At 66.5% G+C, this 13,784-nt stretch carries 12 protein-coding genes; 8 read left to right on the top strand and 4 right to left on the bottom strand.

The features are described 5' to 3' along the window. The first annotated feature begins 55 nt into the window (after nucleotides 1-55). From ACFC4D_RS41345 to ACFC4D_RS41370, 6 genes are all read left to right on the top strand, one after another. On the top strand, nucleotides 56-706 hold the full coding sequence (locus tag ACFC4D_RS41345) for a PadR family transcriptional regulator (protein WP_376071729.1): 651 nt from the start codon (nucleotides 56-58) through the stop codon (nucleotides 704-706). Nucleotides 707-785: 79 nt separating this feature from the next. After that, a complete protein-coding gene (locus tag ACFC4D_RS41350) occupies nucleotides 786-2,501 on the top strand; it encodes an MFS transporter (RefSeq protein WP_375955156.1) in 1,716 nt (571 codons plus the stop codon). Between the two features lie 149 nt (nucleotides 2,502-2,650). After that, nucleotides 2,651-3,871 (top strand): bifunctional 3,4-dihydroxy-2-butanone-4-phosphate synthase/GTP cyclohydrolase II, encoded by a 1,221-nt coding sequence (locus ACFC4D_RS41355; protein ID WP_376071732.1) that lies wholly within the window; start codon nucleotides 2,651-2,653, stop codon nucleotides 3,869-3,871. 32 nt (nucleotides 3,872-3,903) lie between these two features. Beyond that, nucleotides 3,904-4,527, top strand: coding sequence for a hypothetical protein (locus ACFC4D_RS41360; protein WP_376071734.1), 624 nt, complete (start codon nucleotides 3,904-3,906; stop codon nucleotides 4,525-4,527). Between the two features lie 86 nt (nucleotides 4,528-4,613). After that, the gene (locus ACFC4D_RS41365) at nucleotides 4,614-5,216 is read left to right on the top strand and encodes a hypothetical protein (RefSeq protein WP_375955162.1); all 603 of its coding nucleotides are present in this window, start codon (nucleotides 4,614-4,616) and stop codon (nucleotides 5,214-5,216) included. A 24-nt stretch (nucleotides 5,217-5,240) separates the two neighbouring features. Next, nucleotides 5,241-6,185 carry an alpha/beta hydrolase fold domain-containing protein gene (locus ACFC4D_RS41370; protein ID WP_376071737.1) on the top strand — a complete coding sequence of 315 codons (945 nt, stop codon included), beginning with the start codon at nucleotides 5,241-5,243 and terminating at the stop codon, nucleotides 6,183-6,185. A gap of 8 nt (nucleotides 6,186-6,193) precedes the next feature. Here the strand turns inward: ACFC4D_RS41370 and ACFC4D_RS41375 are convergent, their stop codons facing one another. Further along, entirely contained in the window at nucleotides 6,194-6,556 is a 363-nt protein-coding gene (locus ACFC4D_RS41375) for an MmcQ/YjbR family DNA-binding protein (RefSeq protein WP_375956061.1), read from the bottom strand. A 173-nt stretch (nucleotides 6,557-6,729) separates the two neighbouring features. Between ACFC4D_RS41375 and ACFC4D_RS41380 the strand changes: the two genes are divergently transcribed. Together ACFC4D_RS41380 and ACFC4D_RS41385 are read left to right on the top strand one after the other, a co-directional pair. Then, nucleotides 6,730-9,030 (top strand): LuxR C-terminal-related transcriptional regulator, encoded by a 2,301-nt coding sequence (locus tag ACFC4D_RS41380; protein ID WP_376071740.1) that lies wholly within the window; start codon nucleotides 6,730-6,732, stop codon nucleotides 9,028-9,030. An 86-nt stretch (nucleotides 9,031-9,116) separates the two neighbouring features. Beyond that, nucleotides 9,117-10,733 (top strand): GMC family oxidoreductase, encoded by a 1,617-nt coding sequence (locus tag ACFC4D_RS41385; RefSeq protein ID WP_376071743.1) that lies wholly within the window; start codon nucleotides 9,117-9,119, stop codon nucleotides 10,731-10,733. Nucleotides 10,734-10,742: 9 nt separating this feature from the next. On the opposite strand, the gene ACFC4D_RS41390 is transcribed toward ACFC4D_RS41385, so the two are convergent. Genes ACFC4D_RS41390 through ACFC4D_RS41400 form a run of 3 tightly spaced genes read right to left on the bottom strand, consistent with a single transcriptional unit; the run spans nucleotide 10,743 to nucleotide 13,782 of the window. Beyond that, complete coding sequence (locus ACFC4D_RS41390; protein ID WP_376071745.1) at nucleotides 10,743-11,423, bottom strand: DUF998 domain-containing protein; 681 nt, start codon at nucleotides 11,421-11,423, stop codon at nucleotides 10,743-10,745. Between the two features lie 42 nt (nucleotides 11,424-11,465). After that, a complete protein-coding gene (locus ACFC4D_RS41395; RefSeq protein WP_376071748.1) occupies nucleotides 11,466-12,236 on the bottom strand; it encodes a TetR/AcrR family transcriptional regulator in 771 nt (256 codons plus the stop codon). A gap of 7 nt (nucleotides 12,237-12,243) precedes the next feature. Then, complete coding sequence (locus ACFC4D_RS41400) at nucleotides 12,244-13,782, bottom strand: cytochrome P450 (protein WP_376071751.1); 1,539 nt, start codon at nucleotides 13,780-13,782, stop codon at nucleotides 12,244-12,246. Nucleotides 13,783-13,784: the final 2 nt, after the last annotated feature.

Here is a 13,784-nt window from a genome sequence, read left to right on the forward strand (position 1 = left end):
CTTCCTTTCCTTGCACAGAAAAGGCAGTCCTATGCGGGGGCGATTCCCTTCAGCCATGACCGATGGCGCGGCGCACGGTACCAACGGCGAAGAGCCGCAGGCGATTCCGGAGCTGCCGACCACGGCCTGGGCGGTACTCGGCATGCTCTCGCACGCCGATGAACTCTCCGGTTACGACCTGAAGAAGTGGGCGGACTGGTCCCTGCAGTTCTTCTACTGGAGTCCGTCGTTCAGTCAGATCTACGCCGAACTCAAACGATTGGAGAAACACGGTTTCGCCACCTCGCGCACCGTGGTCTCCGAGGACGGCATGCGCGGCAAACGCATGTACGCCATTACCGACAGCGGCCGGGAAGCGGCCTCGCACTGGGTGAATCATTCCCCCGTCGAAGCCCCGGTGCTCAAACACAGTGTGATGCTGCGGGCTTGGCTGGGCCATCTCGCCGAACCCGATCGCATGCGCGAAATCCTCACCCAGCACATCGATTACGCGGAGAAGATGCAGCGGCGCGCGCAGATCGACGCGGACGGCGCGGACGCCAATCCGGAGTGGGCGTACCCGAGCGCGGTCCTGCGGTGGTGCGTACGCCATTACGAGGCCGAACGCGAATTCGCGCAGGACCTGCTGACCGATCTGGACAAGCTGGCGAAGCAGCGTAGCCGTAAGAAAGCCACTGGTAGAGAGAATTCGAAGAATTCCCACTGAGCGGATTAGTCCATAGGCGGCGGCCCCGGGCTGTGACACGGTTCACCAATCGTGTTACCTACCCACTGGAGGACGCAATATGTCCACCTCCGTCGCCCCTGAGGTGCCCACCGGCACCATCGACGACACCGGTCGCCTCGACGGTGCGTCAAAGCTTCGGATTTTCTCCGTCCTCGCGGTGATCGTGCTGTTCACCGAGGTCGCGCCCATGCAGTACGTGATGGTCTCGGCCGCGCTGCGCCAAATCGCACCGACGTTCCCGAGCCATGGCGCGAACATCAACTGGGCCATCATCATCTTCGGCGTCGTCGGCGCCGCCACCTCGCCGATCATCGGCAAGCTCTCCGACATCGTCGGCAAGAAGCGGATGTTCCTGGTCTGCGGTGTGCTGTTCATGATCGGCTGCGCCATCTGCGCCGTCACCAGCAACTGGGGCCTGTTCCTGATCGGCCGCGGCCTGCAGGCCACCGCCATTGCGACGGCGGTCATCTCGTACGGCCTCATTCGAGACCTGATGCCGCGCAAGCTGGTTCCGGTCGGCCTCGGTGTCGCCTCCACCGGCCTCGGCGTTTCCGCGCTGGCCGGACCGCTGATCGGCGGCTGGATCGTGGAGAGCCACAGCTGGCGCGCCATCTTCTGGTTCCTGTTCGCCTTCACCGTCGTGATGATTCCGCTGGTGATCGCGATCGTGCCGGAGTCCAAGCTGCGGGTGCCGCAGAAGCTCGATCTGGCCGGTGCGACCCTGCTCGGCGCGGGTCTGGTGCTCACCCTGATCTACCTGGACAACGGGCAGCAGTGGGGCTGGAGCAAGCCGACCTCGCTGGCCTGGCTGATCGGCGGCCTCGCGCTGCTGGCGCTGTTCCCGATCGTGGAAAAGCGTGTCTCGCAGCCCATCATGGATATGAAGCTGCTGTTCACCCCGCGCGTGAGCGTGCTGCTGTTCATCGCGCTGCTGGCCTCGTTCATGATCGGCTATCAGTCCTACGCGACCGGTTATATGACGCAGTCCCCGCCGTCCGCGGAGGTCGTCGAGCAGGTCAAGACCGCCACCTGGGATCAGGTCAAGGCCGGTGCGCTGGCACAGGCGCAGGCGCAGGCCGAAGCGCAGGCCAAGGCCGCGCTGCCGCCGGGTGTGGAACTGCCGCCGGGTGCGGTGAAGGTGCCGCCGGAGGCCGTCTACTCGCAGCTGCCGCCGAATATGGTGGATGTGCAACTGCAGCCGGGCTATTCGTACGGTGACGGATTCAGTCTGCTGAAGTTCGCCACCCACATCACCCTCGCGCAATCCCTGATCGCCATGCTGTTCGGCTTCCTCGGCGGTCTGTGGATCCGGCGCTCGGGTGGACGGCAGCCGCTGGTGTTCGCACTGGTGATCTTCGTCGGAGCGGCGCTGGCCTACGGCGCGACCTCGCACGGCTGGGGTATGCAGGCCGCGATCAGCGCGGTGTTCGGTATCGCGTTCGGCCTCTACTACGCGGCCACACCGAATCTCATGGTCGAGGCGGTGCCCGCGGAACAGCAGGGCATCAGCGCGGGCATGCTCGGCGTCATGCAGGCCATGGGCGCGGCCCTGGGTCTGGCGGTCGCCACCGCCTTCCTCAACGCCAATCCGGTGAAGGCGGATGTGACGGTGATGGGCGCGCCCACGGTCACCAAGGAAATCCCGATGTTGTTCGCCGACAAGGGATATGAGATCAGCTTCTACGTGATCGCGGCCACCTCGGCGCTCGCGCTGGTCGGCGCGATCATCATGAAGGCCGGTCGCTCCCCCGCAACGGGCGGTACCGCGCACTGATTCGCGGCCGGTTGTATGGCCCGGAGGCTTATTGCCTCCGGGCCATATTTTTTGTCTTCGGGCGGTATTGCCATCCGGTGACCGGGACCCCACCTCGCTGTTCCGCGCCCCGCATATTTCTATTAGGCATAACAGAGAGGTGGTCGACGATGACCGGTGAACTCGATGCCATTGTGACCGCGGTGGCCACCATCGCCGCCGGGGGCATGGTGCTCGTGGTGGATGACGAGGATCGCGAGAACGAGGGCGATCTCATCCTCGCGGCCGAATTCGCGACGCCGGAGAACATCGGCTTCCTGGTGCGCCACACCAGCGGCGTGGTGTGCGTGCCGATGGCGGGCGAGGATCTCGATCGGTTGCAGTTGCCGCCCATGGCGGCGGTCAATCAGGATCCCAAGGGGACCGCGTACACCGTGTCCGTGGACGCGATTTCCGGTGTGAGCACCGGGATTTCGGCCGCCGACCGCGCGCGCACCATGCGGGTCCTCGCCGATCCGCGCACCTCCCCCGATGAGCTGTCGCGGCCGGGTCACGTGTTCCCGCTGCGCGCGAATCCCCTTGGGGTGCTGGGCCGTCCGGGTCATACCGAAGCCGCTGTCGACCTGATGCGGCTGGCGGGGTTGCGGCCCGCCGGTGTCATCGCCGAGGTCGTCAATGACGACGGCTCCATGGCGAGACTGCCGGAGCTGCTGGTCATGTCGCGCGAGCACGGCATCCCGATCATCTCCATCGCCGACCTCATCGCCCACCGCAAGAGCCTGGAGAACGGCGTCTCCCGCGTGGTCGAGACCCGCCTGCCCACCCGCTTCGGCGATTTCCAGGTGGTCGGCTACGCCGACGAGCATTCCGGCACAGAGCATTTGGCGCTCGTGTACGGCGATCCCGCCGGGGACGACACCATGGTCCGGGTGCATTCGGAATGCCTCACCGGCGACGCCTTCGGCTCCCGCCGCTGCGATTGCGGTGAACAACTCGACGCGGCCCTGGAGGCGGTGGCCGCTGCGGGCCGGGGCGTCATCGTCTACCTGCGCGGCCAGGAGGGCCGGGGCATCGGACTGCTGAACAAGTTGCGCGCCTACGAACTTCAGGATCAGGGCGCGGACACCGTGGATGCCAACGTCCAACTCGGCCTGCCCATCGACGCCCGCGAATACGGCGCGGCCGCCCGCATCCTCACCGACCTGAACGTGCGATCGGTCCTGCTCATGAGCAATAACCCCGCCAAACAATCCGGCCTGGAAACCCACGGCATCCCGGTGACGGCCCGCATCCCCCTGCAGACCCAGCCCACCGAACACAACGTGCACTACCTGCGCACCAAACGCGACCGCATGAGCCACCACCTCGAGCAAATCGACGCGGCGGGTTAGCATCTCGGCACAGTCACCACGAGGGGGAGCACGTGTCGCAGTCTCCGGTACCACCGGCGCAGTATCCAATTCCGCAGCAGCCGTTTCCGACCGCGCCGAAACGTTCGGGGACCGCGTTCGTCGTCGCGATCATCGCCGGGGTGTTCGCGGTGCTGTTCCTGGCCGGAGCGATCACGGCCTCGGTCCTGTATAGCGGTGAGCGCGACAAGGTTTCGGATCTCCAGGGCCAGGTTTCCGATCGCGACACCAAGATCTCCGAGCTCACCGCCGTGCCCGATCGACGCGATACCGCCCAGCAGGCCGCATGCCATTTCATGTCGCTGATGGGCACCTATTCGTACACCGATCTGGACAGCTACTTCACATCGGTCCAGCGCGACTCGACCGACGCGTGGCGCCAGAAGTTCGAAGACACCGGCAACACCATGCGCGCGGTCATGACCCAAGCCCAGGTCCGCAGTACGGCGAGCGATATGCACTGCGGCACAACATCGCTGACCGCCGATTCGGCCGAGGTGCTGGTCGTCTACAAGCAATCGATCACGAACACCACCAACCCGCAACCGGTCACGAACATCGTCTCGATGCTGGTCTCGCTGCGGACACAACCGGACGGCCGCTGGCTGGCCGACGACGTCAACGTGGTCGCCAAGTAAGGCGCACAGGCTGTTCCCCGCCGCGGCCGCTATCGCCGGTGCGGGCGGGATAGCATCTCGGCAGGGTCATGACGAGGAGAACTGCCATGTCGATGCCGGGGTACGGCCCGCAGGCACCGGGGCCGCGGCGGAATCGGGGATTGCGGTCGCCGGTGGCGGTGTCGTGGATATCGGCCGGGTTGGCGCTGATCTGTGTGGCGGCGGCCATCGGGTTATTGCTGCTGTATTCCGGGGAGCATCAGTCGGCGCGGCGCGGCGCGGACACCGAAGAGCAACTGCGGCAGGACGTCTCGGATCTGAACGCGGCGGCGGACCGGCGGGAGAAGGCGCGGCGGGCGGCGTGTGAGTTCGCGGTGCAGATGGCGACCTACGACTTCACCGATCTCGACAAATACCGCGCGGCCATGCTGGACGTTTCCACCGGGGACTGGCGGCAGACGTTCATCCAGAACTGGCCGTCGCTGCGATCGTTCCTGACCCAGGCGCAAACGCGGAGCAAGCCGGGTGAGACGCGCTGCGGACTCACCAGCTTGGCGGCGCACCACGCCGAGGTGCTGGTGTTCGTGAACCAGACGGTGGCCAGCATCGCCAATGAGACGCACTCGACTTCCATGTCCGCGCTGGCCCAGCTCGACGAGCAGGCGGACGGCCGTTGGCTGGTGAGTGAAATGAAGGTGCCTCCGGCATAGCCCCCGCCCCGGTATGGTCGCCGCATGACGGCGTTCCACGCATCTCGGGCGAGCTTTCTGAGCCGCCGGGTAGTTCCCGCCTACCTGCGCGTTATTCGCGCGAATCGGCCATTCCTCACCGTCGAGCCCGCGCGCAAGCATCTGCGCGAGCGGAGTCTGCGGCCCAAGACCTACGGTCCGCCGCGGCGGCTGCGCTCGGATGTGGTGGTGTCGGTGGATCACAGCCGGGGCTGGCCGATCTACACGATCATTCCGCGCACCGGGCGGCCGCGCGGAAACGTGGTCTATATGCACGGCGGCGCGTGGGTCAATGAGATCGCACCGCAGCATTGGCAGCTGGCCGCCGATATCGCCGCCGAGGCGGGCACCACGGTGACCGTGCCGATCTATCCGCTGGTGCCGTTCGGCACCGCCGGACAGGTGATCGAGGCGGTCGCGAAACTGGTGCTGGACAACAGGTCCCGGTACGGCGAGGTCTGCCTGGCCGGTGATTCCGCGGGCGGGCAGATCGCACTGTCCGCGGCGCAGGTGCTGCGGGACGAGCATCAGGTGCTGCTGCCGCGCACGGTATTGATCTCCCCCGCGCTGGAACTGTCGCTGAGCAATCCGGATATCGATGTGGTGCTGCCCGATGATCCGTGGCTGGGCAAGGAGGGCACCCGGGTATTCATCGACCTGTGGCGCGGTGAGCTGCCGCTGACCAATCCGCGGGTCAGTCCCCTGCTCGGTGAGATGCGCGGGCTGGGGCCGCTGACGGTGTTCAGCGGCACCCGCGACATCGTGCTGCCCGATACCCGGCTGCTGGTCGACAAGGCGCGCCTGGCGGGCGTCGAGGTGGACTATCACGAGGGCGCGGGGCTGGTGCACGTCTACCCGCTCACGCCCACCCGGGAGGGACGCGTGGGCCGCGCCCAGATCTTGGACGCGCTACGCACCGCCCTGACGCCGGTGAAAACCACTGCGCCGTAAACGAAATGCTAGGAGTGCTCGGCGAGCCACTTGCGCGCGCGAGTGGGCGAGGCACGGGAGAGCCAGGCGTCCTGGATCACCTCGGTGAGCTCGGCCAGGCTCAACTCACCCAGCCGGGAGGAACGCACCAGCACCGAGAGATGCCCGTTGAAATGCGGTGTGGTGAAGAACGGCGACTCCGGGTCCTGGACCATGGCCTGTTTATCGGATTCGGACGGCACCCAGAAGACGATGACGTCCGGATAGCGCTCACCGGTCTCCGGATCGACGGCATCGGGTCGCGGGGTGCGGAAGAAGATGAAGGACTTCCCGCCCACCTGATAGACCGGATTGTCCGCGACCGGCCCCCGCACGGTGGTCACGTGCGGCATGCCCTCGGCGAGAGCGTGCACATCGGCGAGCTTGGCGCGACGCGATTTCGGCGGCACCAACGCAGTCTAGCCGGGTCCGCAACGGCGCTTGACAAACACTTACCAGACGACGCGAACTGCGTTTATGCCCCGGTGGTAGCAGGGAGCGTGACAGATCACATAGGTTGGAGCTCATGGCGCGGCGTGTCAATGGAAACCTCCCTGCCGAGGTGACTTCCTTTGTGGGCCGCCGCGACGAGCTGGCTACCGCCAAACGGCTACTGCCCACCACCCGGGTGCTGACCCTGCTCGGTCCCGGCGGTATGGGCAAGACCCGGTTGTCCCGGCAGATCGGGCAGTTGGTCGCGCGCGCGTTCCCCGATGGCGTGTGGCTGGTCGAGCTCGCCGACCTGCACGATCCCAACCTGGTCACCCTCAGCGTGGCCGAGGCGCTGAACCTGCGCGATGAGTCCACCGCGCCGCTGCCCCGGCTCACCGAATTCCTCGCCGATAAGCGACTGCTGCTGATTCTGGACAATTGCGAGCATCTCATCGAGGCGTGCGCGGCGCTGGTCGGGCGGATCATCGCCACCACCCCGGATGTGCGGGTGCTGGCCACCAGCCGCGAGGTGCTGGGCATTCCCGGCGAACAGGTGATGCCGGTGCCGCCGCTCACCATTCCCGAAGCCGATACCGGGGATGAGAGCGACGCGCTGCAACTGTTCATCGAACGCGCCAGTGCCGCGAACCCGGAATTCAAAGCGACACCGGGCAATCGGGAAGTGCTGGCCGAGATCTGCCGCCGGCTCGAAGGTATGCCGCTCGCCCTGGAATTGGCGGCGCTGCGCCTGCGCATGTTCACCCCGGAGCAGATCCTGCACCGGCTGGACGACACCATGGGACTGCTCAGCGCCGGACCGCGCACCGCGCCCGAACGGCAGCAGACCATCGAGGGCGCGATCCGGTGGAGCTACAACCTGTGCACGCCCGCCGAACAGTCGCTGTGGGAACAGCTTTCGGTCTTCGCGGGCGGATTCGATATCGAGGCGGCGGAGGCGGTCTGCGATCTCGGCCGGGGTTCGCTGATCGACGCGCTCACCGGTCTGGTCGACAAATCCGTTGTGGCGCAACGCTATGACGGTGATGTGGCGCGCTATTCCATGCTGGAGCCGATCCGCCAGTTCGCGGCCGACCGGCTGCTGGAGCGCGGCGATATCCACGCCGTGCGCGCCCGCCATCGCGCGCACTACCGGGATCTGGCCCTGCGCGGGCAGACCGCGTACTGGACCGCCGACGATGTGCAGTGGTTCCGCGAACTCACCCGCGAACACGCGAATCTCCGTGCGGCGCTGCGTTCCGGGCTCGAAGACGAACCGCTCGAGACCATTGCCACGGTGACCGTGCTGCGGCCGTTCTGGGAGCACAATCGCTTCCTGTCCGAGGGCTACCGCTGGCTCACCGAAGCCCTGGAACGCAATCCGGAGCCCACCGCCGAACGCGCCAAGGCGTTGTCCTCGGCCGCATCGCTGGCCGCCCTGCTCGGCGATCAGGTCTCCGCCGCGCGCCTGGTGCAGGAATGCCTGGAATTGGCTGCCACGCTGGAGGGTTCGGAGATCATGGCGGAGGCGGCGCTGGACCGCTCGCTGCTCGCCTTCGCCGAGGGCGACCGCCAGCGCTCGCTGGAATTGGGCCGCACCGCCATCGAATTGGCGGTCGAGACCAATCAGCAGGCCATCGAAATGGACAGTCACGCCTTCGCTTTCATGTGCGCCATGGTGCTGGACGCCCCCGGCCGCACCGAACTGGCGAACCGTTTCCTGGAGCTGACCACCGCCAGCGGTTCGCACCTGCTGGGCGGCCTGGCCCTGTGGACCGTCGGCATCGACCACTGGCGGCTCGGCGATCTGACGGCCTCGGCCGAATTCCACGGCCGCGCGATCGAACAGCTGGCCCTGTTCGACCGCTGCGTCTGGCTCTCCTCCGCTTTCGAAGGGCTGGCCTGGACCGTCTCGGCCAATGGCGACTTCGCCCGCGCCGCCCGGCTGCTCGGTGCGGCGGAATCCTTGCAGCGCAGCACCATTCGCCTGGCGCACACCATCACGGTCGCCGTCGGCGATAAGGAACGACTCAAGGTCCGAGACGCTCTCGGTGAGGACGCCTTCCGCGCCGCCTTCGGCTCCGGCGCGAATATGCCGCTGCCCGAGGCCATCGACTACGCCCTCGGCCGCACCGTCGTCTCCGCACAACCCGAACCCGCCGCACCCAAGCGCGCACCCCGCAAAGCCCCCGCCGCGGTGTCGGAGACGAACGTGCTGACCCGCCGCGAAAAGGATGTCGCGCGACTGGTGGCCGCCGGGCACAGCAATAAGCGCATAGCCGCCGACCTGGTCATCTCCATCCGCACCGCCGAAACCCACGTCGAGCACATCCTCACCAAACTGGGCTTCACCTCCCGCACCCAGGTGGCGGCCTGGGCGCACGAACACGATCTCTGACCTTGAAACGGGTTACCACGCGGCCGTTTTCGGAGTAGCTTCGCAACACGTTCCAGTTTCGCCGCAGGGGCGCGGCGTGGAGTGTGTTGACAGAAGGGCTGATCGTGGCGACGGCGGACTACATCATCATCGGTTCCGGCAGTGCGGGAGCGATTATCGCGCGCAGGCTGGCCGATACCGGGGCGAGTGTCACGCTGATCGAGGCGGGACGGCGGGATAACACCAGGCTGGTGCGCAAGCCCGGGATGATCGGGCCGATGCACGCCGTACCGCAGTTGAAGAAGATCATCGACTGGGGGCACTACACCGTCGAGCAGAAGCACGCGCTGGGGCGGCGCGTACCGCAGACGCACGGCAAGGTGGTCGGCGGTTCCAGCTCGGTCAACGGCATGGTCTTCGTGCGCGGGAATCGGCGCAATTTCGACGACTGGGCCGCCGAGGGCAATACCGGCTGGGCGTATGACGATGTGCTGCCGAGCTTCAAGAAGTTCGAATCGTTCGAGGACGGTGCGAACGAATTCCGCGGGGAATCCGGGCCCATCAAGGTGATTCGGGCGCGCGAGCTGACGGGCGCGTCCGAGGCGTTCATGGGCGCGCTGACCGAAACCACCGGTGCGGCGGTCAATCCCGACTACAACGGCGCGGAGCAGGAGGGCGTTTCGCTCTTCCAGCAGAGCAATAGCAACGGGCTGCGTTCCAGCACCGCGGTCGGATATCTCGACGATCGGCCGAAAAACCTTACGGTGCTGCCGAATACACAGGTCGAGCGCATTCTGATCGAGAACGGGCGGGCCATCGGCGTACAGGTCCGCACCAAGCGCGGCACCGAGACACTGCGGGCCGAGCGCGAAGTGATCGTCAGCGCGGGCACTTTCGGCTCGGCTCAACTGCTCATGCTCTCGGGCATCGGCCCCGCCGATCACCTTCGCGCCTTCGATATCGATGTCGTCGCCGATCTGCCGGTGGGCGATAACCTGCACGATCACCTGTTCGTGCCGATGACCTTCGCCATGCCCACCGCGGTGCGCCGATCGTCACCGGGCTACTTCGCCAGTGCACTGCTGCGAGAGTCATTGCGCAACAACAGCACCTGGCTCGCACGCAGCGTCTTCGAGGTGGTCGCATTCCTGCGCACCCCGTATGCCGCCGAGGTGCCCGATCTCCAATTGCACGTGCTCCCCTGGAGTTACCCCGGCCCGAATCAGGATGCCCCGATCCGGCACACCCCGGACCCGCGCCGGTCGCTGACCATCATGTCGACGCTGATCTACCCGCAGAGTCGCGGCACGCTACGGCTGACCTCGGCCGACCCGGCCGCCGCGCCCGCCATCGACCCCAACTATCTCGCCGAACAGCGCGACCTCGACACGCTGGTGCACGGCATGGAGTTGATCCGCGAAATCATGGCCGCGAAATCACTCGACGGCCTGGTCGACACCGAAATCGAGCCCGGCACAAAGTTTCCCGGCCGCGCTGAACTGGCCGCTGAGGTCCCGAATCGGGCGACCACCGTCTACCACCCCGTCGGCACCTGCCGCATGGGCGTGGACGAGCGCGCGGTGGTGGACCCGACGCTGCGGGTGCGCGGGGTGGAAGGGCTCCGAGTCGCCGACGCCTCGATCATGCCGAGCATCGTCGGCGGCAATACCAATGCCTCCACCATGATGATCGGCGAGCACGCGGCCGCGCTCATTCTGGGTTGAGCCGCACCGTCATTCGGGAATGGCGACCGCGCTGCGCGAGCCGACCAGGATGTACCCGCCGCACAGGATGAGCCAGATCAGCACCGGGAACGCGGCGATGCGTTCCCACAGGCCGAACATGGCGGGTCCGCCGACCCGCGCGGCCATCACGATGAATCCGCAGGTGGCCGCCACTCCGAGCACAATCCCGGTCCGGGCCACCGGCGGCCATTGCCCGGCCCGGCGCAGTGTGATCGACAGGCACAGCATGGCGGCGATGCCACCGGCGATGGCGATGACCGCGCCGATTCCGTGCAGGTGCGAATTGGCGTCCTCGGGATTCAACCCCACCACGATCAATCCGATACCGGCCACGGCATAGAGACCGGACCCGATGTGGGACAGCCGGTTTCGCGGAAATAGGCGGTAGAGCGCCAGCGCTCCGATCGTCATACAGGCACCGGCGATCACCCAGGACACGTTGGCGACCCGATGCCACGGCGAGCACACCCACGCCTCGACAGATTCGGAATGAAAACAGGTCTCGGCCCCGAGATCGCTGATGGCATTGCGAATCCAGCTGTACGGGGTCGTCCAATGCGCCTGCACCACGAACAGGAATACGAAGTACTGGATGATCGACACCCAGGCCAGCGCGCCCACCCGCCCGATGCGGTCCGGGCCGGGACGGTCGAGCGGCGCATCGGTCATCGCCACAAGCTACCGTTCCCGACAGGTCCACGGCGGGAGGCGCTACCGGCCGGATTCCGCGGCGGGAGGGCGCTTTCCGTCGGCAGCGGTGTCGAGCAGTCCGCCGAGCAGTGCGGCGGCATTGGCATCGCGGTCGAAGTGGTAGCCATTGTCGGCGGCATGGCCGGAGAACAGGTGCCATACCGAGGTGGCGAGAAGTTCGGCGATGGCCTCCGGATCGGCGCGGCCGGAATCGCCCGGGGCGACGATGTATTGGTTGACGACGCCCTCGACCAGGCCAATGACGCCGTGCGCGAGCGGATGGAAGGGCCGTACATCGATACCGAGCACCGCGGTCACGGTGGAGAACCGCTGCCACACCAGCTCGGCCAGCCGCTGCCTGCCGACGATCGCGCCGGATTGCGGTGCGCTGTGACCGTGCAACCGTCCGCTCTGCTCGAACCGATAGAGCTTGGGGTGGTCGGCGGCCCAGCCCACCACCGTGCGCATGAGATCGAGCAGGGTCTCCCCGACGGTCTTGGCGGGATCGAGGACCATCGCGGATTCGAACTGTTCGATCGCGCGCTGCCGGATGAATTCGCGAATGCGGGCGTCCAGATCCTCGCGATTGTCGAACTGGCGGTAGAGCACCGAGCGGGCCAGTCCGGCGCGCTCAGCGATCTGCTGGATGGAGATTTCCGCGCCGGACTCGTGCTCCTCGATCAGCTCCACGGCGGCCTGCAGGATCAGGGTCTGCCGGGTCGAATTGTGTTCGCTCCAGCGCCGTTTATGCGACTGCTTACGGCGTTTTCGCAGGTCCATCGGCAGGTCCACGACCCGACTATACGGCGCGGCTCGCGGATTCCGGTTCCGCGCGGAACCGCGGGCGCATGGTCAGCGGACCGTCGGGACCGCCGGTGAAGGAGATCTGACGGCGGACCCGCTCGGGCGAGACCGCCTCGAATCGCAGGTGCTGGGCGAAGGTCGCGACCACCAGGGTCGCCTCCATACTCGCGAAACCCGATGCGACGCACATGCGTTTACCCGCGCCGAAGGGAATCGAGGCGCGTTTTTGTTCGCGCTCCAGGTTTTCCGGCAGATAGCGGCCGGGATCGAAGTCATCGGGCCGGTCCCACACCCGTTCGTGGTGGTGCACACCGTGAATGACGATGGCGACCGTCGTACCGGGCTCGATCGAATATCCGGCGAGGGTGTCCCGCTCCTTCGCCGTGCGGGCGAGGCCGATGACCGGCGGCAGCATTCGCATGGTCTCGGCGATGACCGCCTGGGTCCACGGCAGTCGTTCCAGATCGGCGGCGGTGGCGGGACGATCGCCGAGCACCGAGTCGACCTCGGCGTAAAGCCGTTCGCGCGCCCGCGGATTCTCCGCGAGCAGCTGCCAGACCCAGGTCAAAGCCGTTGCGGTGGTTTCCATTCCGGCTCCGATGAAGGTCATCAGCTCATCGTGGATCTCCTGATCGCTGTAGCGGTAACCGGTTTCGGGATCGGCGGCGTCCATGAGCAGCGCGAGCAGATTGTCCTTGCGGTCGATGCGACCCTCGCGATGCGCGGCGATCAAGCCGTCCACCACGTTCTCGGCATGGCGCAGATCGCGCATGGCACGCGGTTCGATCATCCAACCGGCGGCGCGCATGACCTGAATCGACCAGCGCGAGTTGGCGGCATCGCCGTCCCGGCCGGTGCGCCGGTGCAGCCAGACCGCGAAATTGTGCAGTGGATGACTGGCATTGGTCATGAAGCCGCGGCCGAAGAATCGGAGCAGCCGCGCCAGCACCACCTCCGACATGGGCCCGGTGATATCGGTGCCGAACATGGTGCGGGCGGTGACATCCAGTGTGAGCCGGTTCATTTCGGCATTCACATCCACGGTCTCGGTCTGCTCGGTGAGACCGCGAATACGCGCAACGGCGTCCCGGGCGGCCGCCACCATCACCGGTGCGAAGCCGTCCACATTGCGCTTACCGAAGATCGGACCCACCAGTCGCCGATTGCGCTGCCACAGTTCATCGTTCATATCGGTGACGAGGCCGCGACCGAAGGCGACGGCCAGCATGTCGTACTCGGGACTCTTGGCGTAGTTGTTCTGATTGGTCACCAGAATCTGCCGTGCCAGTTCCGGACTGCGGATCACCACGAATCTCTTGAACGGCACCCGCGCCACCATGACATCGTCCGCACCGGGCAGGCTCGCCACGTAGTCGAGCACGGTGTGATCGCGCACCCGCGGCAGGATTCCCAGCGCCAGGCGGGTGGACTGCCGCCAGGTGATCGGGGTGCCGTGCCATCGAATGAAGGCCGGGGTCCACTTCGGTGGGTGCATTCTCGAGGGACGGATCGCGGAATCGACATCGGCGGCCATAA

It is taken from the genome of Nocardia sp. NPDC056000, from assembly GCF_042269265.1.
In the GTDB taxonomy this organism is placed as follows: domain Bacteria; phylum Actinomycetota; class Actinomycetes; order Mycobacteriales; family Mycobacteriaceae; genus Nocardia.